The sequence below is a fragment of the Aquabacter sp. genome, from assembly GCF_965279295.1.
Taxonomy (GTDB): Bacteria; Pseudomonadota; Alphaproteobacteria; order Rhizobiales; family Xanthobacteraceae; genus Aquabacter.
On record NZ_CBDIHQ010000015.1, the window covers coordinates 171860 to 194047 of the forward strand.

General features: G+C 59.8%; 36 protein-coding genes. 21 read left to right on the forward strand and 15 right to left on the reverse strand.

Translation table 11 applies throughout. The features are described 5' to 3' along the window. Nucleotides 1-26 precede the first annotated feature (26 nt). The 12 genes from ADADO0_RS11315 (at nucleotide 27) to ADADO0_RS11370 (ending at nucleotide 5530) form a co-directional block, all read left to right on the forward strand. Nucleotides 27-296, forward strand: coding sequence for a hypothetical protein (locus tag ADADO0_RS11315; protein WP_511305246.1), 270 nt, complete (start codon nucleotides 27-29; stop codon nucleotides 294-296). A 242-nt stretch (nucleotides 297-538) separates the two neighbouring features. Then, nucleotides 539-778: a hypothetical protein gene (locus ADADO0_RS11320; protein ID WP_511305247.1), complete on the forward strand. Its 240-nt coding sequence runs from the start codon at nucleotides 539-541 to the stop codon at nucleotides 776-778. Nucleotides 779-780: 2 nt separating this feature from the next. Then, nucleotides 781-1161, forward strand: a complete 381-nt coding sequence (locus ADADO0_RS11325; RefSeq protein ID WP_511305248.1) for a hypothetical protein — start codon at nucleotides 781-783, stop codon at nucleotides 1159-1161. A 4-nt stretch (nucleotides 1162-1165) separates the two neighbouring features. After that, nucleotides 1166-1552 carry a hypothetical protein gene (locus tag ADADO0_RS11330; RefSeq protein ID WP_511305249.1) on the forward strand — a complete coding sequence of 129 codons (387 nt, stop codon included), beginning with the start codon at nucleotides 1166-1168 and terminating at the stop codon, nucleotides 1550-1552. Beyond that, nucleotides 1549-1809 carry a hypothetical protein gene (locus ADADO0_RS11335; protein WP_511305250.1) on the forward strand — a complete coding sequence of 87 codons (261 nt, stop codon included), beginning with the start codon at nucleotides 1549-1551 and terminating at the stop codon, nucleotides 1807-1809. The genes ADADO0_RS11330 and ADADO0_RS11335 overlap by 4 nt, the downstream gene beginning before the upstream one ends. A 147-nt stretch (nucleotides 1810-1956) precedes the next feature. Next, a complete protein-coding gene (locus tag ADADO0_RS11340; RefSeq protein ID WP_511305251.1) occupies nucleotides 1957-2256 on the forward strand; it encodes an XkdD/Y8K6 family phage-associated protein in 300 nt (99 codons plus the stop codon). After that, the gene (locus tag ADADO0_RS11345; protein WP_511305252.1) at nucleotides 2249-2581 is read left to right on the forward strand and encodes a hypothetical protein; all 333 of its coding nucleotides are present in this window, start codon (nucleotides 2249-2251) and stop codon (nucleotides 2579-2581) included. Before ADADO0_RS11340 ends, ADADO0_RS11345 begins: the two co-directional genes overlap by 8 nt. Nucleotides 2582-2664: 83 nt before the next feature. Further along, entirely contained in the window at nucleotides 2665-2898 is a 234-nt protein-coding gene (locus tag ADADO0_RS11350) for a hypothetical protein (protein WP_511305253.1), read from the forward strand. Beyond that, on the forward strand, nucleotides 2898-3911 hold the full coding sequence (locus tag ADADO0_RS11355; RefSeq protein WP_511305254.1) for a tyrosine-type recombinase/integrase: 1014 nt from the start codon (nucleotides 2898-2900) through the stop codon (nucleotides 3909-3911). The genes ADADO0_RS11350 and ADADO0_RS11355 overlap by 1 nt, the downstream gene beginning before the upstream one ends. A gap of 152 nt (nucleotides 3912-4063) precedes the next feature. Next, nucleotides 4064-4510 (forward strand): hypothetical protein, encoded by a 447-nt coding sequence (locus ADADO0_RS11360; protein WP_511305255.1) that lies wholly within the window; start codon nucleotides 4064-4066, stop codon nucleotides 4508-4510. A 208-nt stretch (nucleotides 4511-4718) separates the two neighbouring features. Then, the gene (locus tag ADADO0_RS11365; RefSeq protein ID WP_511305256.1) at nucleotides 4719-5204 is read left to right on the forward strand and encodes a cupin domain-containing protein; all 486 of its coding nucleotides are present in this window, start codon (nucleotides 4719-4721) and stop codon (nucleotides 5202-5204) included. Between the two features lie 71 nt (nucleotides 5205-5275). Beyond that, nucleotides 5276-5530, forward strand: coding sequence for a hypothetical protein (locus tag ADADO0_RS11370; protein ID WP_511305257.1), 255 nt, complete (start codon nucleotides 5276-5278; stop codon nucleotides 5528-5530). A gap of 92 nt (nucleotides 5531-5622) precedes the next feature. Here ADADO0_RS11370 and ADADO0_RS11375 read toward each other — a convergent pair whose 3' ends face one another. The 7 genes from ADADO0_RS11375 to ADADO0_RS11405 all read right to left on the reverse strand — a co-directional run bounded on the left by ADADO0_RS11375 (nucleotide 5623) and on the right by ADADO0_RS11405 (nucleotide 11838). Beyond that, nucleotides 5623-6543 carry a DUF4435 domain-containing protein gene (locus tag ADADO0_RS11375; protein ID WP_511305258.1) on the reverse strand — a complete coding sequence of 307 codons (921 nt, stop codon included), beginning with the start codon at nucleotides 6541-6543 and terminating at the stop codon, nucleotides 5623-5625. Then, nucleotides 6536-8098: an AAA family ATPase gene (locus ADADO0_RS11380; RefSeq protein ID WP_511305259.1), complete on the reverse strand. Its 1563-nt coding sequence runs from the start codon at nucleotides 8096-8098 to the stop codon at nucleotides 6536-6538. Before ADADO0_RS11380 ends, ADADO0_RS11375 begins: the two co-directional genes overlap by 8 nt. Before the next feature lie 99 nt (nucleotides 8099-8197). After that, complete coding sequence (locus tag ADADO0_RS11385) at nucleotides 8198-8653, reverse strand: hypothetical protein (protein ID WP_511305260.1); 456 nt, start codon at nucleotides 8651-8653, stop codon at nucleotides 8198-8200. Continuing rightward, nucleotides 8650-8778, reverse strand: coding sequence for a hypothetical protein (locus tag ADADO0_RS11390; protein WP_511305261.1), 129 nt, complete (start codon nucleotides 8776-8778; stop codon nucleotides 8650-8652). The genes ADADO0_RS11385 and ADADO0_RS11390 overlap by 4 nt, the downstream gene beginning before the upstream one ends. 38 nt (nucleotides 8779-8816) lie before the next feature. Beyond that, the gene (locus ADADO0_RS11395; RefSeq protein ID WP_511305262.1) at nucleotides 8817-10961 is read right to left on the reverse strand and encodes an AAA family ATPase; all 2145 of its coding nucleotides are present in this window, start codon (nucleotides 10959-10961) and stop codon (nucleotides 8817-8819) included. After that, nucleotides 10958-11374, reverse strand: coding sequence for an SLOG family protein (locus ADADO0_RS11400; RefSeq protein WP_511305263.1), 417 nt, complete (start codon nucleotides 11372-11374; stop codon nucleotides 10958-10960). Before ADADO0_RS11400 ends, ADADO0_RS11395 begins: the two co-directional genes overlap by 4 nt. Beyond that, the gene (locus ADADO0_RS11405; RefSeq protein ID WP_511305264.1) at nucleotides 11371-11838 is read right to left on the reverse strand and encodes a hypothetical protein; all 468 of its coding nucleotides are present in this window, start codon (nucleotides 11836-11838) and stop codon (nucleotides 11371-11373) included. The genes ADADO0_RS11400 and ADADO0_RS11405 overlap by 4 nt, the downstream gene beginning before the upstream one ends. A gap of 47 nt (nucleotides 11839-11885) precedes the next feature. Here ADADO0_RS11405 and ADADO0_RS11410 point away from each other — a divergent pair, with 47 nt between their 5' ends. Both ADADO0_RS11410 and ADADO0_RS11415 read left to right on the forward strand, forming a co-directional pair. Continuing rightward, on the forward strand, nucleotides 11886-12173 hold the full coding sequence (locus tag ADADO0_RS11410; protein ID WP_511305265.1) for a hypothetical protein: 288 nt from the start codon (nucleotides 11886-11888) through the stop codon (nucleotides 12171-12173). A 63-nt stretch (nucleotides 12174-12236) separates the two neighbouring features. Continuing rightward, on the forward strand, nucleotides 12237-12899 hold the full coding sequence (locus ADADO0_RS11415) for a hypothetical protein (protein WP_511305266.1): 663 nt from the start codon (nucleotides 12237-12239) through the stop codon (nucleotides 12897-12899). A 239-nt stretch (nucleotides 12900-13138) separates the two neighbouring features. Here ADADO0_RS11415 and ADADO0_RS11420 read toward each other — a convergent pair whose 3' ends face one another. Continuing rightward, nucleotides 13139-13510, reverse strand: a complete 372-nt coding sequence (locus ADADO0_RS11420) for a hypothetical protein (RefSeq protein WP_511305267.1) — start codon at nucleotides 13508-13510, stop codon at nucleotides 13139-13141. Next, complete coding sequence (locus ADADO0_RS11425) at nucleotides 13507-13785, reverse strand: hypothetical protein (protein ID WP_511305268.1); 279 nt, start codon at nucleotides 13783-13785, stop codon at nucleotides 13507-13509. The genes ADADO0_RS11420 and ADADO0_RS11425 overlap by 4 nt, the downstream gene beginning before the upstream one ends. Before the next feature lie 230 nt (nucleotides 13786-14015). On the opposite strand from ADADO0_RS11425, the gene ADADO0_RS11430 reads away from it, so the two are divergent. After that, the gene (locus ADADO0_RS11430; RefSeq protein ID WP_511305269.1) at nucleotides 14016-14678 is read left to right on the forward strand and encodes a hypothetical protein; all 663 of its coding nucleotides are present in this window, start codon (nucleotides 14016-14018) and stop codon (nucleotides 14676-14678) included. 14 nt (nucleotides 14679-14692) lie between these two features. On the opposite strand, the gene ADADO0_RS11435 is transcribed toward ADADO0_RS11430, so the two are convergent. From ADADO0_RS11435 to ADADO0_RS11460, 6 genes are all read right to left on the reverse strand, one after another. Then, nucleotides 14693-15427 carry a hypothetical protein gene (locus ADADO0_RS11435; RefSeq protein WP_511305270.1) on the reverse strand — a complete coding sequence of 245 codons (735 nt, stop codon included), beginning with the start codon at nucleotides 15425-15427 and terminating at the stop codon, nucleotides 14693-14695. Then, on the reverse strand, nucleotides 15382-15990 hold the full coding sequence (locus ADADO0_RS11440) for a hypothetical protein (protein ID WP_511305271.1): 609 nt from the start codon (nucleotides 15988-15990) through the stop codon (nucleotides 15382-15384). The genes ADADO0_RS11435 and ADADO0_RS11440 overlap by 46 nt, the downstream gene beginning before the upstream one ends. Beyond that, a complete protein-coding gene (locus tag ADADO0_RS11445) occupies nucleotides 15990-16436 on the reverse strand; it encodes a hypothetical protein (protein ID WP_511305272.1) in 447 nt (148 codons plus the stop codon). The genes ADADO0_RS11440 and ADADO0_RS11445 overlap by 1 nt, the downstream gene beginning before the upstream one ends. Before the next feature lie 50 nt (nucleotides 16437-16486). Next, nucleotides 16487-16723, reverse strand: coding sequence for a hypothetical protein (locus tag ADADO0_RS11450; protein WP_511305273.1), 237 nt, complete (start codon nucleotides 16721-16723; stop codon nucleotides 16487-16489). A gap of 12 nt (nucleotides 16724-16735) precedes the next feature. Next, nucleotides 16736-17095, reverse strand: a complete 360-nt coding sequence (locus tag ADADO0_RS11455; protein WP_511305274.1) for a hypothetical protein — start codon at nucleotides 17093-17095, stop codon at nucleotides 16736-16738. Nucleotides 17096-17219: 124 nt separating this feature from the next. Next, complete coding sequence (locus ADADO0_RS11460; protein WP_511305275.1) at nucleotides 17220-17492, reverse strand: hypothetical protein; 273 nt, start codon at nucleotides 17490-17492, stop codon at nucleotides 17220-17222. 81 nt (nucleotides 17493-17573) lie between these two features. Here ADADO0_RS11460 and ADADO0_RS11465 point away from each other — a divergent pair, with 81 nt between their 5' ends. From ADADO0_RS11465 to ADADO0_RS11490, 6 genes are all read left to right on the forward strand, one after another. Continuing rightward, nucleotides 17574-18365, forward strand: coding sequence for a LexA family transcriptional regulator (locus ADADO0_RS11465; protein ID WP_511305276.1), 792 nt, complete (start codon nucleotides 17574-17576; stop codon nucleotides 18363-18365). Nucleotides 18366-18631: 266 nt separating this feature from the next. Beyond that, nucleotides 18632-19618, forward strand: coding sequence for a YqaJ viral recombinase family nuclease (locus tag ADADO0_RS11470; protein WP_511305277.1), 987 nt, complete (start codon nucleotides 18632-18634; stop codon nucleotides 19616-19618). Beyond that, the gene (locus ADADO0_RS11475; protein WP_511305278.1) at nucleotides 19615-20070 is read left to right on the forward strand and encodes a hypothetical protein; all 456 of its coding nucleotides are present in this window, start codon (nucleotides 19615-19617) and stop codon (nucleotides 20068-20070) included. Before ADADO0_RS11470 ends, ADADO0_RS11475 begins: the two co-directional genes overlap by 4 nt. Beyond that, nucleotides 20070-21329, forward strand: coding sequence for a recombinase family protein (locus ADADO0_RS11480; protein WP_511305279.1), 1260 nt, complete (start codon nucleotides 20070-20072; stop codon nucleotides 21327-21329). Before ADADO0_RS11475 ends, ADADO0_RS11480 begins: the two co-directional genes overlap by 1 nt. After that, a complete protein-coding gene (locus tag ADADO0_RS11485; RefSeq protein ID WP_511305280.1) occupies nucleotides 21326-21457 on the forward strand; it encodes a hypothetical protein in 132 nt (43 codons plus the stop codon). Before ADADO0_RS11480 ends, ADADO0_RS11485 begins: the two co-directional genes overlap by 4 nt. Next, on the forward strand, nucleotides 21457-22182 hold the full coding sequence (locus ADADO0_RS11490) for a hypothetical protein (protein WP_511305281.1): 726 nt from the start codon (nucleotides 21457-21459) through the stop codon (nucleotides 22180-22182). The genes ADADO0_RS11485 and ADADO0_RS11490 overlap by 1 nt, the downstream gene beginning before the upstream one ends. Nucleotides 22183-22188: the final 6 nt, after the last annotated feature.

The window sequence follows — 22188 nt, forward strand, 5'->3', positions numbered from 1 at the left end:
GGCCAATCAGGACACCGAGGCCGAACATGCAAGCCATCACCACCAAATTCCGGGGGCCGACCGACACGCGGGGCTCCCGTGTCATCGCCCGCGCCGCTGCCGGCTCACTGACGCACGCATGGGACTACGCCCTTGACTATGAGGGCAACCACACGGCAGCCGCCCGCGCCCTGGCGGAAAAGCTCGGCTGGGCAGGGCAGTGGGTGGGCGGCGGCTTGCCGGACGGGTCGGGGGACACCTTCGTTTGCGTTGATCGGGTGTCGCAGGAATTCACCATCACCGAGCCGGGGGTGTGAACGATGGGCACCCCTACACCATCCCTAGCCGAATGCATTCGCGCTTCATGTGCGGCGGATGCCGCTTGGAACTCCGAACTGCGACGCGTCTTTAAGGGGCGTGCATCTGAAGCCCGCTATCTCCCCGAGGGACGTGGCGAGGAGGGCAGTACCCTCCGGGAGCTTCACGACTTGCGGCAGGAAGCAACCGCGATTGAGCGCGCCGCATGGGTGCGGCAGCGCGAAGCGGAGGGCGCAGCATCATGAGTCTTGATCGCAACTATCGCCGCGCGCGCCGCGTGCTCGGCACCATCGCCCCCAGCGTGCGCAAGGCTAACGAGGAGCACGCACGGGAGGTTGCCGCCGCCCGCGTCGCCATCCGGGCCGAATTGGAAGCCGGCGCCGATCCCCGCGCGCTCTATGACGCCGAACCCCGTAGCATCACCCGACGCGTGATCCTGTTGGGCGTGCTCATGCGCGGCCTCAAAGCATTGGTGTCATGACAATGGCCAACATCAAAACCTATTCCGTCCTCATTGCATGGAACGACAAAGATCAGGAACAAGGCGAATTCGGCACCGTAGTGAAGGCTGCTGACCCTGCCGAAGCGGAGCACAAGGCGCGGGAAGAAATGCGCGCCAGCCATGAAGAAAACCATGGAGGGGAAGGGGCCGAAGAATACGAACATCAGGGATTCGACGGCTCAATTACCTTCGGAGGCTCACTCCTCAATATTGCCGAGGGTGCCATATGGGAGGCCGCGTCTCTCGAAGAAGCATTGCGCGACATCCTTTTATCCGCCGATGCAAACGACGGTGGAAGCCTCGCCAACGCCATGGAGGCGGCTCGCACCGTCCTCGCCCGCATCGACAACATGGGAGCCTGACACCATGCCCGACTACACCACCAAGGACGACGGCCCCCTCAAAGGCAGACGGGAGGGCCGCGTGATGGCGAGCATCGCCCAACGCGCCCCGAAGCTGTCGGCGGCACAGACCCGCTTACTACATTTCCTGGTCAACGCTAGGCCACAGAAGCCCGAGCGAAATTGTCCAACTGCCGCGAAATTGGTGGCTCTTGGGTTGGCGTACTGGGTCAAGCAAACCGCTAAGTACGGCACCTATTGGTGGGAACTCCACGCCACACCTGCCGCCCTGGCGGATCTGCCGCACCGCTCCGACAAGTGTGAGTGTGACAACACTCACAAGGCCAACGGCACCGTGTGCGGCCTCTGCGAATATGGCGCCGTCGTCGCCAAAGCGGAGGGCCGCGTGTGACCACACTTGCCACTCGCGTCAAAGCCGCATTCGCCGCGTTCAGGGCCGCGCAGCAATCCCACGCATACGCTGTGATCTATGACGTGTGGGAGGGCGGGAAGCCCGGTTGCGGTGACACAAGGGAAGAATTTTACGAGACCTTCAGCAGTCCGGTGGAAGCGGCGTTGATGTTTCGGGACGCGTACCCCGTGGAGTCCGGCGCCGACAATCCGCGCCTTGTTTTGATCCTGGGGGGTATCGATGCCTATCAGCGTTGAACCCTCTATCGTCTGCCTGCCGTGCGGATGTTTCTTCCAGGGGCGCGAGTTTATTTGCGATGACGGGTGCGATGAGCACGCCGAGCAGGATGAAGCGGACGACGCGCCCGAATCCGAAGCTGTCCTTACCCAAGCGGAGGGCCGCGCATGACCAAGCACACCCCCGGACCCTGGATCGTCAATGCTGACGATCCCGCCGAAATTCTCATGGACGATATAGCAAGCATCCATTGCTTGGTCGCGACTGTCCACGCTGATGGATGCGAGCCAGAGCAATGGGGGGCCGATGCGCGCCTAATCGCTGCGGCCCCCGAGATGCTCGCCGCGCTGAGACTGGCCCTGGAATATTGGGCGCACCGGCAGCAGCGCTACAAAAACCGGCATCCTGCGTGGGTGAACGAGGCTCGCGCGGCCATCGCCAAGGCCGAAGGCGGCGCCAATGGTTAGCCTTCGCCTTCGCCTGCGCATGCGCACCCCCAAGGCACGCCCCCTGTGCCCCGAGATGGTCGCGGCCGTGGTCCGAGAGTGCGCGGCCCTATGGGGCGCAGATGCGGGGCAGGTCCTGCGCAGCGACGTCCGCACCCGCCCCGTGGTGCGCGCCCGCCGGGCGGCGATCCGCCGGCTTGCAGCCAGCCCCGGCCGGCCATCGTGCTCCATGCTCGCCCGGGCCATGGGGTGCAGCCACGTCACCGTGCTGTCGGCGCTGGGCAGGAACACCCCTCCCGAGGCAACTTCTCGCGCTACCCCCACCGAGGCAATTTCTCAGGATTGACGCCAGCCCATGCCGCTACCGATGCGGCATGACCGGGCGCCTTGCCCACAACCGCAATTGTGCGGGCCATTCTAGGAGAACACATGACGAATCCCATCATCAAAATCCGCCCGCGCACTGGCCGCGTCGCCCTTAACGGCCGCTTGACCAACATCTATGTGCGCGAGGGGTCCTATATCGGCACCAATGACGACCGCCTGGGGCGTTGGTATGCCGGCGACATCAACGATGATTTCTTCCGCCCGTTCGGTGCAGGTAAACGCACCCGTGTCGATGCGGCCAAATTGGCATTGGCGGATGCCGGGGCCATTTCTTGATGGCGCGCAAAGCCCCCAGCACGAAAATCGGGGACGTGGTCGCAGCTTACATCGCAGAGATGCGCCATGTTGTGATCTCAGAAAGGAGCCTGAACACCACTTCACGGCCCATCACGAGGCTGGTGGGCTCCGCCATCATTCGCGATCAGTCAGACGTTGCAGATACGGCAGCCAGCTACATATCGGCGAGGCGCGGGGAGGGGGTGTCGGATGCCACCATCCGGCGCGAGTTGGTGACGCTTCGAGCGTCCCTGCGGCGCGCTTGGAAGCTCGGGCATCTCACCTTCGTGCCATTCGTGACACTTCCCAAATATGGAGCGCCGCGCAAAAGATGGCTGTCGCCGGAGGAAGCTAAGAAGCTGCTGGAAGCTTGTGCCCCGCAGACCGACCTATTCGTGCGTGTCGCCCTGCTCACCGGCGCGCGGGCCGGCGCCATTATGGACCTGACATGGGATCGGATCGACTTAGACCGCTTAACGATAGATTTTCGGCGCACCGATCTCTCGCGCCGTGCCAAAGGAAGGGCAATCGTGCCTATGGGCGCGGACCTGGCCGGGCGGCTCCGGCACACACCGGACAAGAAGCGTGATGGCAGGCTGTTTCCGGTGACGCTGCGCTCCATCCAAAGAGACATGCGCGAGGCGGCGTCGCGCGCCGGTCTTGTCGGGATCACGCCTCACGTTTTGCGCCACACCGCTGCGACCTGGATGCTAGGAGAACACGGGCTCCCCTTGATCACTGCAAGCCGGATGCTCGGTCACTCAACCTCTGCCATCACTGATCAGGTCTATACGCACATCATCCCGCCGCACCTGCTTGCCGCGTCCAAGGCGTTGGAGAGCACATTAGCCGGCCGAATGCGTCCCGCAATGGTGCTCGGTGATGGTGATGTGCTGGTGGCGCTGCTCCGGGAAATCCGGGGATCGCTTCTCAAGGGCGAACAAACTCCAGCAAGCATCCGCCGGGTGATTCGGATGGTGGACGCCGTGCTCCTTCCCATTGAGTTCTCTTGACCCCCACCGAGGCAACTTCTCGCGCTACCCCCACCAGCGTAACTTGGCGACCCCCGGCGAGGCAGCTTGGCGCACCCCACCGAGGAAATCCGGTGCCAGTGCCGCACCTCGCCGAGGGACGTTGGAGTCCGCACTGCAATCGTGGGAGTGACATGGATCATCAAATTCTCGAAGAAATCGCCAAAACGTTGAGTGCCGATGGCTTGAACTACACCGTCTTTCTGAAATTTTTCGAAGTACCTTTGCCGAATCCCACTGGAAAAGAGGCAATAATAAAAATGGTGTTCGGCGCTGCGGCGGCGCTTGGCGGTCTCCAAAAAGTCGAAAAAGCATCTGTTTGGCCCAGTCTAAGAGATGCGCTGCTTTATGCTGGCGACGATGCCGCTGGTCCGGACGCAGGCACACTTAGATCTGAAAGGTTCCTCGCCCTAATGGGGGTGCTTGAAGACGAGGTCCACAATCTTGTCGAGGCAGCAAACGCCACTGAATCATTTTGGTTGCAGGGTGGGCACCCCGCATACCCAGTGTTTTGGGACTTCGCCTTCCTTATCTCAGGGAAAGCGGGCGCAAGCGTTTTGATAGGGTCAAGCTCGGACTAGGTCGGAGACGTTGTCAACACTACCTAGCCCACCAAGGTAAATTCACATTACCCCCAACCGGGGCAACTTCTCACCTCCACCGAGGAAATCCGACGCCAGTGCCAGACCCTGACCAAGGCGACCGCCTAAGGATCTGCGTCAAAGGGTTTGAAAACCTCGCGGTCGGCTGGCACCGTTGCGGCGCTACATTCCGATCCGAGCACATATAATGTCCGAGAGCCCTCAGCCGAAACCAGTTGCCATACTCGCTTCGTCCGCGCCGCCTCGGACGAAGCCGTCAAGCTATCCCGAGCCGTTCTTCAGCCGGATGGCCCACCGAGAGAAGAGACCTCTGGGGGACCTATTCGGGCTGAAGAACTTCGGCGTGAACCTAACGCGCCTATCACCCGGCGGAGAATCCTCGTTGCTCCACCGGCATAGCAAACAGGACGAGTTCATCTTCATTCTCGAAGGGCAGCCCACGCTGGTAACGGACGGCGACGAGGTCTTGCTGTCGCCGGGCATGTGCGCTGGCTTCCCGGCCCAGGGCATTGCCCATCAGCTCGTCAATAGAACTGCGACCGATGTCGTCTACATCGAGATCGGCGACCGAACCGCTGGTGACGAAGGCACTTACCCGCGGGACGACCTGAAAGCTGCCCTTGGGCCTGACGGTCAGTGGCGTTACACGCACAAGGACGGACGATCGTACTAGCCCACCAAGGTAAATTCGCGTCACCCCCGCCGAGGCAACTTCTCATGCCGGAGCACCAGCAGGAGAAGCCATTGTCACGTCGCTATGTCTACGACCGGATCACCCACGAGGAGTTGTCGCGGAGGCTCACTGTGATGGGGCTTTCGGCGCGGGACCTGGCCCGCGCCAGCGGCGCGCTGGAGGACCGGGTGATGAAGTGGCTGTCGGGAGCGGAGAATATCCCCCCCCACATAGACCTGCTGACTAGGCTGTGGATGGAAATTCCAGAGGTCGATAGGAAGATCACCGGGTGGCTGGAATTCGTCTGTCACGACGTTCGAGATTGAGCGTCGGAAAAGGGCTGTGAACTTCGACCTCCAACAGGTGACACCGCTGGCCTAGACAACCTGTAGGAGGCCTCGCCGGAGTTCAACCACAACTAAATGCCTGTGACAAAGCTCTCAAACCCCGCCGGCAACGAAGAAGCGGTAGAAAATCGAGTCAACGTAAGCTCAGAAACTCGAAATGAAGACTTATTGCCAAGTTCTTTAAATACGCCGCGATCTTCTATTTTGTTCTCATCGGCTAGATCTCTTAGCCATTTCTGAAAAAAAAGCATAGCGAACTTGCCGCGATATCGATCACAAGGTTCGAGGGCCGCAAAATCGTCCTCGAATTCAATTAATTTTTGCTCAGACACCGCCTCTTGATATCGCACGATTGCATCGGCCTCTTGTGACCCGATAGAGGCTGTCCGTAGGTTCACTTCTGCGATCTTCCCAATAGAATGTGGCAAGCTATCGGTTTCAATTTTCAATTGGCGAGCTACGTATAGTCTATAATTTGCCTTTCTCGTTACCTCTAGGAAAAAACCATAGGTTTTACGAAATATGTCTGTAATCGAATTTCTAACCGCGGAATTTGCCTGACAGTGAAACTCAACATCAAGGATAGACGACAAAACGACCTCGCAAACGAGATAATTTTCGATTGAATATTTATCCGTCATGAATATGTCGGGCCCCGGCGTCTGGCCTCTTAGGTCATCGAAGTCGCGGTCGACAAAAAAATAAAGTCCGCTACTCAATCCTGTGGCATCTCTCTGTATCGCGGAGCGAAGGCTCAATAGCGGAGCCTTCCCTCGGCAGGGTAGAAAAATGTATCTTAATTGTGGCCTCACTCGATTCAGCCACTGTGTATAGATGATCTTGTCGTCATCTCCTTCAATGGAAATAATCGCGACTTCTGGATACTCAGATCTTATCTTTGAAACCTCAAGTTTCAGCACAGCATAGCTGTTCCGTGATTTTCGAAGGGCCTGGACGTCCGGATCAATGCCCGCCACGCTGCTCTCACTCATCGAACACATCGTCCCCGTATGAGAAATCCTCCGAATGCGGCAGCGCGCTGCCGCTGCCGCTGGCTAGTACGCGAAGAGATCCTGCATAAGGATCTAATTCGTTCTCGAATACGAAAGGTGAATGAGTGATGGCGATTAACTGATCGCAGAGTGGGGAGTTAACTACGTCTACCAAAATCTGACGCTGCCAATCAATCGATAGAGATAACTCAGGCTCATCAATTAGGACAATCTTCGGTGATTCGTACAAAAAAAGCTTGGCAAAAAGAGAAATCATCTGCTTTTCGCCAGACGAAAGCGCGTCAAGGCTTATTGGGCTATCTTTTAAAGTCCTAACTACTTTAACCTGCAGCGTGTTTCTATTCAAAACCAGTCGTTTTCCATCGGTAATCAGGTCGTCGGAGGGCCTTGGCGGACGAGTTGATATGTCGTCAGTCGAGAGATAATTATTGCAGATCTCAACAAACGCCTGAACTCTCGTTTCCACCTCTTTTGTAGAGGATATTACCTTATTAAGTTGAACAAGAAAGTAATTTAGAAATTTCTCAGAAGGGTCTAATTGCCGATCTTTTGAGTAAATCTTCTCTAGATCAGGAACTGTTACCGGATAATGAGGATACTGAGGGCCGTATCGTCGACTTTGCTCGACCCGTGAGAATAAAAGTTGGAGTTCTTCTTTATCTGGAATTGCGGTTTGGCTTGTGTCGTGGCTCTCATAAGAGCCGTCAATCAATCCATTGATAATATCAGCGCTAATTTTTCTATACTGACTATTTGACTCATAAACGATCAGTTCATTAATTTCGCGCAGCCGTTCCGATATATCAGAAAGACCAAACTGTATATCTCCAGTAAAAAGCCCCCCTCCCGCAAATGCGGGGAAGCTTCTACGGCTTCCTGTGCTGCGAAGCTTCGCATCTTTATTTCTATCCCTGAGTGGAAGTTCTACCCGGCGATAAGTTGGAAGATAGAGTATTTCATATTTAGACAATTTTATCTTGCACGTATTATAAATATTTCCTAGGTTCTTATTTTTTTCGTACATTGATCGAGTTAATTCTGTAACTACTTTCTCGATTGCTCTCGAGTTGAATCCATATTCCCTGGATAACGCCGAGTAAGTGGCGTTATCAAACCTGTCATCGGGATTTATTTGTAATAATGGCCATTCTTGCGTCAAGAAAACGATAAGCGCTTCTGGAGTAACTCCGCATTTTGCGGCCGCAGCAGCGATTTGTCCCATCTCTGGCGCAGAAAATGCAGCTTCGAGATCAAGTTGTCTTAAAATAAGTTCTGTTGGCTCATCGTAAAACTTGCAGAAGATCGTATCAAATTCAAGGCCTCGCAGTCGGAAAAATTGCCCTTTCAGAAAGGCATTTAATACCCCAAGCAAGGTTGTCTTTCCGCTACCATTTTTTGCTATAAGTATAGTCGCCAGATGCGAAGTATTAAGAGAAATCGTGCGATAGCCATGAAGGCCGGTGATTCCGAAAGCTTCCACAAGAGGAGGCTTCGAGGCTTTGCTCGGCCCGGCTGGAATTTCCTCGGTCGTCACGGCGTGCCTTTCAATTCATATAAATTAATGTCTAGAACGCATTTCAATTCCGCACAACCGAGCACGAGAGCAGGGCGCGGCCCGAGAGCGTTTTAATGTCTACGTGTGGATGGCCTCGGTCATTAGCCCGAGTACGATCAGCGCCAGACCACGGTCTCGCCTATCAATTCCTGTCCGCTGCGCGACATCGCGGGCCATCAGGATGCGCTTGAAGGGCAGGCGGATGGCCCGGGACAGCATCCACAACAGGAGTGCTTTGCGCGTGGGCTCATGCTGCACAAAGCGCATCGGCCACTGAAGCGCCTCCTCTGCGTCGCGGATCTGTTCTACCGTCGCTGGCCGCCTGACCCGGTTCCTCTCAAAATCCCCCTTGGCCCTCTCCTCATCAGTCTGTGTCTGCTGGTACCAGAGGTCGAGCTCTGAATAGAGATAGGCTGGCATCGAAGAGCCGTAGCCGCGCGGTCCGACCCGGCCGGCCGTGCGGTGCACCAGCTTGATGGCTTCCTCCAGGCGCTCCATCACGATGTCCCGGGTCCACAGGATATCGTCCGTCAATCGACGTCCGCCCCGAGCCCCATCTCGAGTTTTTCGACGATTGCGTTCAGCCCCTCGTCGTCGCACTCGGGGACAGGATCGACCGTTTCCGTGACAGGTTTCTTATATTTCGTGACATCAGACATCGAAATGCGCTCACAATTCCCGGTTTCCGTGACAGCCATCAAATCGTGAAGGTGTCCAAATCCTCGTCGCTGAGGCGGGTGAATTCGGTTTCAGGCAGCATCGATACCGACGCATGGGCGACGTTCATGCCGCGCACCGGCTTGCCCGTGACCCATAGCCAGGGATCGTCAGACCCGATGATGCCGTACTGAACAAGCCGGTCATGGGCGCGCTTCCACCGCTGGCGGAGGGCATTCTTCTTCTGGTCCTCGCTGCCATCCTCGCCGCCGGCGTACTGGCGCCAATAGAGCTTCTTCACCGTGCCAAGGCTGACCACCCGGCTGATACGGTTCGGGCAGTTCACATCCTGCGGTGGGATCTGGCCTTGGTCGCGGAGTGCCTCCAGCACGCACGATAGGAGCTGGCGGTCCTTTTCCGACCCTTCAAAGCCGGCATCCGTGACCTTGGAGCTGTCCAGGTCCTCCTTGGGAGGGACGCAGACGCATGAGGTGATCACCTTGCCCCGGACATCCATGCCGACGTCCACGGACTTCAGGACAAACGGCCATGTCTTTCCGGCCTCCGAGTCTTTTTGCTTCGCCACCTTGGCGTAGCGCATGGGCCGGCCGTCTTCGTCGGTGCGCTTCTCCGACATCTCGACCATCACCACGTTCTCGACGTTGGCGAAGATGGAGGTATGCCCGCGCGGCTTCACGCCGCCGGCATTGGCGTGGTGGACGATCGAGACCGCCACATCGAGCTCCTCGCAAATGCGCTGGGCTCGGGCCAGGACAGGGGTGACGTCGCGAGCCGATATCTCATCGGCGCCCGGTGTGGCAGCGGCGAACGTGTCGATCACCACCAGCCGAAGCGGAATGCCGAACTGCTCCATGAACATTTGATGCCAGCCGACGCCATCAGCGATCAGCTTGTCCGTGTCGTCGTCTGAGGCATAGAGGTTGAATTTTCCTGGCAGCAGAACGAAGGGCAGGGGGTCTTTGGCCTTCAGGTCATGCCATGTTCGGTATGCTCGAAGGCGCTTCTTGAGGCCGCGTCCGCTCTCGGCCGCGATGTAGAGCACGCCGCCCTGCTCTGAATGGTGGCCGAAGAACTCGACGCCGCGAGCCACGGCCATACCCAACTCTACCGCGAAGAAGCTCTTCCCGTGCTGGCTCGGCCCGACGATCATCGAGACCTGCCCAGCGGTGATCACCTGATAGACGAGCCACTCACTTTCGGCGCCGACCTCATCCAGGCGATCCCATGGGATGGAATAGAGCTGCGGCTTGAAGCTGGTGTCTTTCTGGCACGCCAAGGCGTGGGTCTGCGCCAGCTCATAGAGCTTTTGGAAGGTGCCCCCGGCATCCAGCCATTCACAGACGTCCTCCTTTGGCCCCAGCCCCGGCAGTTCAAGGAACCGCACCCGCTTCGCGACAGGGACGAGGTGTGAGGCCACCAGGTCACGGTGCTTCTGCCCGGGCTCGTCGTTATCGGGGAGGATGACGACGTCAGCACCCTCGAAAAAGGTCTCTAAACCGTCGAACCACTTGCCCGCCCCCATGGGATTGGTGGTCACCGGCACGCGGAGGACGGCGAGCCGCTCTGCCGCCTTCTCACCCTCGACGTAAAACACCAGGGCCCGGCTCTCGATCGCCTCCTGAAGCTCGGCCAGCCGGTAAGGCACGACGTCGATATTCTTGAGGTTCCAGATCCACGCGCCAGCACGGTCGGGGTCCGGCCTTCGTTGCAGGAAGGTCTTCTTTCGCTTGCCGGTCTTCGGATCCGTCACCCATGACCCGTCGGTGCGCTGGAACTCGAACCGCACCGTCTGGCAGACGAGGTGCCCCTCCTGGTCGCGATAATCGTAGACGGCCGTCTCGACCTTCTTTTCCTCGGTCTTGTGCTGGTTGCTCTGGCGCTCCGGTCTTCCCTCGGACACCAGGATGCCCTTGTCCTCCATCCACTGTGCGGCCTCGGCCTCGGTCTTGGCGCCCGTCAGCCTACGGATCATATCGATGACGCCGCCGCCCTCCTTCGCCTCATGGTCGAAGAACGCGCCCTTGGCGACGTCGATGCTCATGGAGCCCTGGCTGCCATAGCGAACATCGCCAGGCTTGCTGAAGCGAACGTTCGGCTTGCCCAGCAGCAGTCCGGCGACGGCCTCGATGTGTGGAGCGAACCGGTCTCCCCCCTGCGCCGTCATTTCCAATCGATCCTTATGACGTCGATGCCCAGGGCTTCGGCCTGCCGCACGCAATCGGCGGTGCCGGCGCCGCCGGGGAATGCCAGGACGTTGTCCGGCTTGAATTCTCTCAGCATCCGGCCGTTGCGCTCCGGACCGGCCCCGTTGCCGAGCTGCTGCCAGTTCGCGGAGAAGCCGGTGAAAGGGATCTTCCGGCGCTTCGCCCAGCGTTCCAGAAGCTGATCCGCTCCCGTGCGGCACTTGCCGGCCGCGACCTCGGTGAGGCCCAGGCGTTCCACCGCCGCATCCATGATCTGCTCAAAGCGCGCGCGCTGGCGGTCAGCCCTTTCCTGGGCATCGACGTATTCGATCAGCGGGGTGTGGGGTGGAACGAAACCGTAGTTCCGGCCGCCAGTGATGACGATGCGGGTCATGAGGGCACCCCGCGGAAATATCCCAGGCCCTGGAGCGTCCGGAGGAACTTCGTCGCCTGCTTCCGCGCACTCGCGTCCATGGCCGGGATGTTGGCCGCAGGCTCAAGGGCGGGCAGCAGCAGGTCCAGCGCCTTCTGGAGCTGGGAATCCTCAGCCAGGACGAAATATTCCGCGGTGACGAGATCCTGGAGCCAGTAGAAGGCGATCAGGCCGAGCTTGGAGGCGGCGTCGCCTGCCTTGCGATATGGCGCGGTAGCAACCGTGAATGCGCGTTCCGAACGCCGGATGATCTTCGCGCGCTCGGGGGCAGGGAGATCGCCAAGGACCTCGGTGGCGGCCAGCACCAGGTGCGTGCGCGCTGCAACGACGTCATCGGCCTTCGGATCAACGGCGCCGGCCTCAAGGACATCCAGCAGGATGACGGGCGCTAGGGTGAGCTCCACCCGCTGGCGATCGTTCAGCATGGCACGCCCCCGAAACTGATTCGCGTGTTCCGGCGTTTGGAGTCCCCATGAGATGGAACGACCACCTCACCCACCCGATCCCGCTGCGCACTGGCGCCATCCTGGTGAGCCTTCGCGATGCGGCTGAGGCGATGATGGCGGCCGGCGAGGGCGTGCTGAAGGACGAGACCTTGGCGTACGCGGGCAAGCTGCTGATGGGGGCGGCCGAGACCGGAGCAGACGCCGACGTTGTAGCCGCCACGGATCAGGTCAGGATTGCGCTCCAGAAGCGCGCGCTGCTGCCGGTCGACTACAGGCCCAAGGCGCAGCGACGGGGAGCGAGAAAGCAGGGGTAAGCTTACGCCGCCCCTCTCGACAACCTGAACGTGAATATGCAGGCTCCGGACCTGGGGGAGCATATGAAAAAGCAGATACTGCCGTTCATCGGTGGGTGGGTGATTGGCGTAGCGCTGTTCGTTGCGGCCTGGCCTCTCATAGCGCAGGTCTTCAAGCTGCATGTGTGCGATGCAGTGATGGGATATTCTGCAAATGTTGCTGGCGGGCTGCTCGGCGGCGGTATGACTCTTATTGCCGCAATTGTAGCGTTCGGACTTACCCAACAGCAAGTTCAAATGCAGGCAGAAGAGCTGCATGTAATGAAAGCAGAACGGTCGGATCGCGCTAAAGCAGTTGCAACAATATTGATGCGTAGCGTAGCCATTGCAAGAGCTGAAGCTGAAAATAATTTGACTGAGATCGCCACTAACGCGGATCTCATTGATCCTAGCTCCATGTTTCAAATAAAGACAATTGAAGCCGCGATGGGTTTTGGTGAGTTGTGGCGAATGGGTGACGAGATTGTCGTCACTACGCTCGATTTGGATATTTTGATTGTTGGGTTTAACGGATTTATTAATCATCCCCCCGGTAGTCGACTTGTGATGAGAGAGCGCGCAGTTACTATTTTGGAGGGCATCAAAGACTACGCAACAGAGATCGTAGAAAAGTCTAGCACCGAGTTGCTGGATCATGCTGCCGCGCTTGGTAAATCCGGGCGGCCGTCGCTTTTCGATACCATCTGAACCGTCGGAGCCTGGAAGATTGTGAATGCAATACGAAGTTTCGCATTCTTGTTCAGAGGTCGGTCCCTCCAGCCAGAAGATGTGCGGCAGCGTAATGGAAACGAATTCATCGCGAGTGATGGCTAGGCAAATGCAGTCTCCCGAGAGGCGATGGGGCGGCTGCAAATCGAGCGCGCGCCGGGACATGCGGTGGATCACCGGGACCGGACGGCAGAGCGTTGAGGAGCAGCGTTTCCTGGTCACCGGACATCTCCCGGATCAAGGATGTTTCGGAGCATCTCGGCTTCCTCGGTCACCATCAGCGTGATGATGCGGGTGGCGAACTGCTCCGGCGTCATGTCGGCTTTGTCCGCCATCTGGCCCAAGGCATCGGCGGCGGGGCGGGGCAGCGCGACCGGTACCGTCACCTCGGGGGCGATGGTGATGCCCAGGCTTCGCAGCACGCCGCGCAGTTTCGACGGATTGGCGATCCCCGTTTCGGCGCAAATCTGGCTGGGCGCCTTTCCCTGTCCCGCCAGATAGGCCGCTCTTACCTTGATGGCGAAGGAGTAGCTCGCCGTCTTTGAGCGGCTCTCGCGCTTGCGCGCCGGGGTCCGATTGGTCTCGTTCACCAGCGCGGCCCCTGCAATTTGAGGCGCTCAAGAAGAGCCGTCACCTGCGTCCAGTAGGGGGCGCAGCGCACGAGGAAGGCTTCGGCCTTGTGCAACGCCAGAGCGCGCCGGAGCTGCCCCTCGTCCGGCCCCTTGCGGACGCCGGTCTCGATCAGATACTTCTGAACGGTGATGATCCGCTCGGATTCCATGCGCAGGGCGCGCAGCATGTCGGCCACGGACAGGCGCGGCGGCGTCCACTGATCGGGCCATGTCGGGGGGAGATCGCCGCTCATGTCGGGCCTCCGCAACGCAGAGGCCTATCAGGGCTCCACCTCAAGCTGTACGATAATGCCAGGACACCGATGCTGAGATGGCCAAGAATGCCCCCAGTCATTCGACCTAGGCCAACGGTTTCGTGGAATACGCAGCTAATGAGTGGGCCCGAGCCGGCGAAAACGGCTCGGGCCCCGACACCCAACCAACGAGCGGACCGCTGGAGGGCACCGATGGAAGGAATTGGAAAATGGGCAGCAAACCCGCCGAGACCATCGCCGCCAACGCCGACGCGGCCACCGAGCCCGCCACCTCGACCGCCGACACCAATTCGGGACTGCCCGCCGGGCATTCGTCCGCGGCCCTGACGGCGGACGGCCTCACGTTTGACCTGCTGCAGAACGCGGCTTACCACGCCGACCGTCTTGCGCATTTCACACGTCTTCACCGAGGCGTTAGCTTTTTCACCATCTTGCTGGGAACAGGTGGCATAACGGCCGCCGTTGCAGACAGCTGGGTGTTCGGTGTCATCATCGGCGTGGCGGTTGCTGTGTTGTCGAGCCTTGATCTCGCCTTTGACTTCCGCGCGCAGGCTAGACTGCACGAGCGCTTGCGGGAGCGTGTTTTCGCGATCATGGCTGAACTTGACGAAGCAGGCGGTGATGCCACCCGATTTCCGAGCATTCGCGGTTCCCTGACCCGTCTTTTTGGGGAGGAACCCGCTGATATGTGCGCAGTGAGCGCGATGGCATACAACGCAGCCATCCAAGCCACGCAGCGAAACGTAAATCCCGACGATTTGATCCCACTTACCTTCTGGCAGCGACTGGTTCGTCACTGGGGCCGCTGGCCGGGACAGTATTTGACCGTCCGGGAGATCAAAGAAGGGGGCACTAAAGCCGCGTCTAGGTGAAAGGAAGCACGCCGTCATTCCGATCGCTCCCCCTTGGTGCTCAGCCAATGAAATGTCGGGGCGGCGCGCGGCGCGGTGAGATCCCACACCAGCCAAACCCAATCAGCGGTGCCGCCGCCGGCCTTGTTGCCGGCGCGCAGGTATTCGCCAGGAGGGCACGAGGGCCTGGGCGTAAGGATGTAGATCCTGCTCGGCGGGTGCTGGGCGTAGAAGCCGGCCGCGCGCTTCCCGCCAGCCAGAAACTTCAGGTCCGCGAACACCGCGACCTTGCTGGTCGCGAGGGACAGCGCGCGCCGCGCGAATTGCTCGTTTCCGACCGCCCTGAAGAACGGAGGGTTCATGATGATGTTGGGTTGCGCGATATGGCGAACCGTCAGGAAGTCGGCTTCACCGATGAAGAAGTCCTCTTCGGTGCGGCGCTTGATATCCGTGCCGACGGCAGCATGGCCAACAGAGCGAGCAGCCCGCACGACGTTGCCACCGCCGCATGTTGGGTCAAGAATGGCGCCAATGAACCGTTCGGAGCGCAGCAGCGCCCGCGTGCATTCCTCGCCTTCGACATACCAGTCCAGACCATCGCGCGCCCAAAGGTGAGCGGCCTTGGCCTTGCGACGCTCCTCAATGTCATCGGCGGCCAATAGGACATCGAGTTCGCTATGGGCATCGAGATCAGCGAGCATCGCTTGGAAATCCAGCATCTCCTTCATTCGGGGATCTCCTCGATCTCGTCGAATGCGCTGAATGGCCATGCCTTCTCGGCGGCCGCGCGAGCGACGGATTGATTGCGCGGCTGGAATAGCGGGGCGGTCGCAATGGAGGTCTTCGGCGATTCAATCGCGCAGGCGAACGACCAGACTGCGAGGGCGTCGGCGGCGTCGGCGCTGTTGAACTTCCACCCGAGCTGGCGGCACCGAAGTTGAACCTGTCGCTTTCCCTCGTCGCCGCGCGGGTCCTTGCCCAGGAAGTGCTTTCGCACGTCGCTTACCGACACCTCGAACACACGGGAATAGCCCTTGGCTTCCAGCAACGTTTCCAGGAGAAAAGGGAGGCCGACCAAGATCCTCGTGGTGTTGAAATTGGTCTTCTTCGCCATGATGCGGGGATCGAATGGCGCCTCGAAATAGATGGCGTCGACGTGGTGGACCTTCAGGAAGTCCGACAGCCAGATCAGCATGCCGGCACCGACGCGCCCGTTGCTGGAGCTGGGAGGTGCCCACCGCTCCGTACCGGACAGCGGCAGCGAGCCGGGCGCGCCATACGCCCAGCCCGCCACGGTGGCGATGTCCAATGCGAGGATCGCCCGGTCGCTCATCAGTGCATGTTCTCGAAGTCTTCGATGGCGCCCTTGGCCTTCGCCTTGGTCTCGGCCTTCGCCCGCTGCGCCACCGTCGGCTGTGCCGGCGCCCTCTCGCCGTCATCGAGCGGCTTGCCGCCCAGGCGCGCGGCGGTAGCCATCACGATGGCCTCCCAATCGGCTTCCTGGTCGCCTTCGATGTTGGTGACGATCTCGGCGATCTGGTTGCGCAGTCTGCGCACACGGATGTCCGTTTTCAGCAGCTTCGGATCGACGCCGCGCGACTTCGCCTCGGTCAGGAGATCGGCCTCATCCTGCTTGTACTGCTTGCACTTGGACCGGTACGTGCCGAGATCAGATTCCCGCTGGTCCTGGATCTCGTCCCACCGATTCAAAATGCTGTTCACGACTTCTGGATTGGCGGTGTTCGGCTTTGCTGCCGCTGCTTTTGCTCGACGTGCCATGCTGGCTTCCTTGACGCTGCGCTCGCGATCGGCACGAGCAACCGACCCGGCTACTTGCGACGCTCGACGGCGCGCCGGAATTCAGCGGCTTCGCGCCGGTACCACTTGGTGGTTTCCGCAGTCCAAAAGCTGATCGCGGCCTCGCGGGCGGCGGCTTCGGTGCTGCGATAGAACATCACCGGGAGGAGGCTTCCAGGTTTCACGCCTTTGCCCATCTCGGGGATAAAGGCGACGAATTCCTTGCCGAGCGGCGCTTCACCCACGGCGGCGTAAACGACGGGCTTCATGGTTGCCTCCTGTCAGCGCGCAGGCGCTTCAGAGATGTCATCCACTCGTCCGCTAAGACGAGCAGCCGCGCGCACCAAAGGCGCACCAGCCCTGGATTTCTGTCTTGCGATTTCAAGTTGGTTTTCCAGCATCTGAGCTTGCCGTGCGCACTCGCGCTCATAGGCGGCGAGCAGGGCGAAGTAGATCGATGTGCCGATGTCCTTGATGACATGCGGACGGTGAACCAAGGACCAGAGCTTTGAATGGGGAACGCCAGCCTTCCGGGCCGCACGCTTCAACGCCGCCTCGGCGTCGCCGTGCCCCTGGCGCTCCTGCTCATGGAGGAAGCGCGCCCAACCAGAAGCGTCTTCGACGAACCCAGCGGCGCTCACAGCCCACCTCCTGCAAAAAGTGCAAGGGTTGCTGCACCGCAGAAGACGGCCGCCCGGCTAAACCAGGTCCGACGCTGATTGAGCGGGGTGGAAGGGAAGGGCGCAGAAAATGAAACAGGCAGCATCAAGATGCCACCTGCTCGGGCTGTTCGGGCGCATGAGCGGCAACCAGTGTGTCGCTGGTCACATGGCTCATCTCAAAGCGGTGGCACACCGTGATGAACTTTCGCCAGTATCCGATCGGGATCGACTGGCGCGATTTCCACGCACTAATCGTCCCAAGTGGGCAGTCCATGAGGGCCGCGATGTAAGCCACAGGCGCGACGCCAGCCTCTTTTGCCGTGGAACGCACGGCGGCAGAGAGGTCGGTGAGGAGGGAGGAAACATTATGCGACATGCAATCAGACTGCGTTTCGCAATCTGCAATGTCAAGCACAGATTCTGCACATCGCAATCAAAGCGAGGGTAATCTTATCCAATGGAAAAAGATCCTCGCGTCATCGCCATGGGTACCCGGCTCAAAGAGGCGCGCATTGATGCGGGCTTCAAAACAGTTCGAGATGCGGCCAGCGCACTCGGCGTGAAATACGGGACCTACTCCGGCCATGAAGCTGGCACCCGGGGTTTCGACTCCGAGCTACCCCTGTATGCCCGCCGCTTCCGAGTAGCGCCGCAGTGGTTGGCGTTTGGCACAGGGCAGAAGCGGATTTCCCTGGTCTCTTCGTTCGACCCTGACGCCCCGGATGAAAGCCATCCACTCCGAGTAATCGAGGATGGCGTTGAGCGAACGGGGAAGGGCAGTGTGCGGGTTCTGCCGCCTGGAGCTATCGCGGAAGTCGATCTCAGACCGGGTGCAGGAGGAGGAGGATACGCTTCGATAGTGGTCGACTCAAATAAGATAGGCCAGTACCCAGAAGGTTCTCTTAGGAATGAGTGGCTTTTGCCTCCTTCGTTTGTAAAAGATGAGCTTGGTCTTTCTTACGGGATGGCCGAGATCCTACAGATTCACGGCGATAGTATGTACCCGGATCTCGCAGATGGTGATCGCGTAATCTGCGACAGAACCAATCAGAAAGTAAATCAAGGTGGTATATTTGCTGTCTATGACGGTGACGGCGTTATAGTTAAACAGGTAGAGCTTGTTAGAGAAGCAAAGAAGGCTCAAATTTTATGTACGTCTCGTAATGAAAAATATAAACCATTTATTCTAGATCTGGATGATGGTGTTTTTATTATTGGACGTATCACGGTTAAGATTGCCAGAATGTAGAAGGGGGCGCCTAGCGCCCCTCTTACCGTCATTAACCGTTATTCTATATATATAATTAAGGGTAAAACTACCCGCACACGTGAGCACGCGCAGGGGAGGTGATCCCTCAAATTCTGCACAAGTGATTCGTCCATCTGCGACCTGCGTGATTGCAATATGAGAAAATAATTGCAGAACGCAGTTGACGAATGTTCTGCGTTTTGCAATCGTCTGTGTGTCGTCACCTCGGAATGGCCGGAGCGGACGACGACGCAACGGACCAATCAATGCCCATCCAGACCATCAATGTCGGCTCCCGCGCCGACTGGCTGGCGCTGCGCGCCAAGGACGTCACGGCGTCCGTCGCCGGCTCCCTCTTCGGCGTTCACCCCTACGTGTCGGCGTTCAGCCTATTCGCCCTGAAGACCGAAATGACGAAGGAGGACGTTGAGGAGAGCCCTCCGATGCAGCGCGGCCGGCTCCTAGAGCCGGTTGCGGTCCAGCTCCTCAAAGAGCAGCGCCCGAACTGGAAGATCAAGCACAACGCCGGGGCCGGGCAGGTCTACATGCGCGATCCGGATCTGCGCATTGGCTGCACGCCGGACGTCTTTGTGATCGACGAGAATGGTCGCCGGGGCAACATCCAGATCAAGACTGTCGAGCCCTTCATCTTCAAGAACAAGTGGCAGGGCGGCAGCTCCAAGGGCGAGATCGAGATCCCCGACTGGATCGTCATCCAGGCGATCGTAGAGGCGAAGCTTACCGGAGCAGCCTTCGCATGCGTTGCGCCTCTCACTGTCGGTCACGGCCTCGCAATGCCCCTCCTCGAAATCCCTCTTCACGAGGGGATCTGGGACAAGTTCAAGACGCGCACGTCCGACTTCTGGCGCCGGGTCGAAGCCGGCGAGGCCCCCCCGCCTGATTACGCCATCGACGGCGCGCTGATCGCGGCGATGAACGCGAAGGCCGACGGCCCCCCGATCGATCTCTCCGGGGACAATCGGCTGATGGAGATCCTCGCCCAGCGCGAGGTCCTCAAGGCACGCGAGAAGAACGGTTCCGACGCCGAGAAGGAGCGGAAGCAACTCGACGCCGAGATCATTCACAAGATGGGCGCGGCCTCGGTTGCGAACCTTGGCAACGGCGTGGTGGTGACCGCTGCCGTCACTGATCGCAAGGGCCACGTAGTTCAGGCCAGCAAATTCCGCACTGTTCGGGTGAAGGGTTTCTCCCTGCCGCCGTCAGCCGGCATTGCGAATGGAGAGGCGGCATGAACGTGCCCTCCGCGATGGATCGCCTGCGCGACCAACCCATTACAATCTCTGCCGATCCAGAGGTTGGCTTCGTTGTGAAGCAGGGCGACCTTGCCTCTCCAGGCTTGGATTGGGGCGAGATGTTCGCCCAGATCGTTTCGCTCACGCATCCCTCAGTCACCGGCCCTCGCTTCGCGATGCGGACGGATATCGAGTGGTTTCGGCTGCGCGAGAGCCAGGACTTGAAGGTTGCCGATGAAAAGGCCCAGCGACTGAACACCGTCACGGTGGAAGTCGACCTTAACGCGGCGCGGGACTTCGAGGCCGGCCTTTCAGACATTTTGTGCTGGGCCCGCGGTTACTGCGCGGCTCAGCCCGACAGCAGCAATGCACCCCTCGGGATCGAGGCGCTGCGCAACCTCAACATCATTCTGAAACGCGCCATCACGCGCACCGAAGAGGCGAAAAGCTAATGAGCAACGCATTGGACCTTTCCGCGGCAGAGCAGCGGGTTGCCGGACGCATCACCCCAGAAAGTGCGCGCAGCGTTTCGATTTCGCGTGGTGGCGGCCTCGTGATCCGCGACATGGCCGAGGCCATGGAGTTCGCGAAGATGATGGCGATCGGCGGCGTCTCGGTTCCGAAGCATCTGCGTGGAAACCCCGGCGCGTGTCTGGCGGTGACCATCCAGGCGCTGGAGTGGGGGATGTCCCCCTTCGCGGTTGCCAATAAGAGTTACAGCGTCAATGACCGCATGGCTTATGAGGCACAGCTTCTGGCGGCGGTGGTGATCCAGAACGGTCCGTTCGCGGAGCTCCCGACATATTCATATTCTGGCGAACCCGGCACAACGCGTGTGTGCACCGTCACCGTGAAGCTGAACAACGGCCAGGTGATCACGCATTCCTCGCCTGAGGTGGGGAAGATCCAGCCGAAGAATTCGCCGCTTTGGAAAACTGACGAGGATCAGCAGGAGGGCTACTACACCGTTAGAGCGATGGCTCGGCGCAACTTCCCTCACATTCTGTTGGGTGCCAACGCGCCTGAGGACATCGTTGAGGAGGAGGCGCAGGCACCGCGCGACATCACCCCGGTGCGGCAGACCACCACGCAGAAGCTCGACCAGCTTGCCGGCACGTCGTCGGCGCAGACGGTGGACACCATCGATCCAGACACGGGCGAGGTCCTTCAGCAGGAAGCCGAGGCCCCCGCTGCTGCGCCGGCGGCATCTAAGCCCAGGGCCCGCAAGGCGCCAGATCCGAAGCCTGAGCAGCAGGCGCCGGCACCCACGCAGCAGCAGGTTGCCGCCGCCGTTGCCGACCCGCTTGTTCAGAAGACGCTGGAAACCTTCCCAGGCTCCCAGGTCGTCGACGTTCGGACAAATGCCGGGAGCGAGCCTGAAGGGGCTTCTGCGGAGGTCTGGGACGACTTCGACGCCGACGACGGACCTGAAACCGCGGAGGATGGCGTCACCCCAGAAGAAGAACGCATCCACATGCGGATGGCCGACTTGGATCATGTTCCTATCGGCATCGACAAGGACGACATCGCCCAATGTCGCCAGTACTTGGCCGGCTACGACGCCGCCGTGTTGGGTCAACCCTTCAACACATGCCCGATCGATCTCCGGGTTGAAGCGCGGGCTGTGGAATGCGCGGCATGGTGTAGGGGCCATGACACCGTGACCGGCGATTCCTACGAGGCCCGGCAGGCCCGGCGGAAGAAGAAGTGAGCTTTCGCCATCCGGGGGGCCTGGCCTCCCGGGCGGCTTCCCAGGCGGTCGCTGCCTGGGCCGCCGTCCTTCTCGCCGCGATCCTGATCATCGCCATCGCCACAATCTGCCATGCCGGAATTCTCTGATGCTCATCCGATGCATCGACTTCGAGGCCACCGGTGTGCCCAGCGACACCGAGCGCCAAGCCCTGTGCGAGGTTGGCTGGTGCGACTTGTGGGGTACCGCGGAGTTCGGCTGGGAACATGGCTTACCGACAGCGGTGCTCACCGATCCAGGTCGGCCGATGCCACCAGAAGCGGCGGCAGTTCACGGGATTGTAGATGGGGACCTAGTCGGGGCCTTTCAGGCGACGCGGGTCTTCATGGAGATGAACCGGACACCGCCAGATTACTGGTGCGCATACAACGCGGACTTCGAGCAGAACTTCTTCACCGGCGGTGAGGTCCCGTGGCTCGACCCATTCAAGGCGGTGGTGCGGCTCTTCCCCGACGCGCCAAACCACCAGCAGGGCACCATGCGGTACCTGCTCGGTCTCGACCTGGACCGCGATGCTGCTTTCCCGCCGCATCGCGCAGGGCCGGATGCCTACGTGCTCGCTGCCTTGCTGGCGCAGCTGCTGAACGATGAGCTGATCGACGTCGAGAAGCTGGCGCGGTGGACCAAAGGGCCCGCGCTGCTGCCGCGCTGCACGGTCGGCGAACACCGGGGGAAGCCCTGGAGTGAGGTCGATATCGGCTTCCTGAATTGGATGCTTTCGCCGGGAAAGAACTTCGACCGCAACGTCAAAGCGACGGTCAAACACGAATTGAAGCGCCGCTCTGATGCTAGCGCCGTACAGCCAAATAATTGAGGCGTC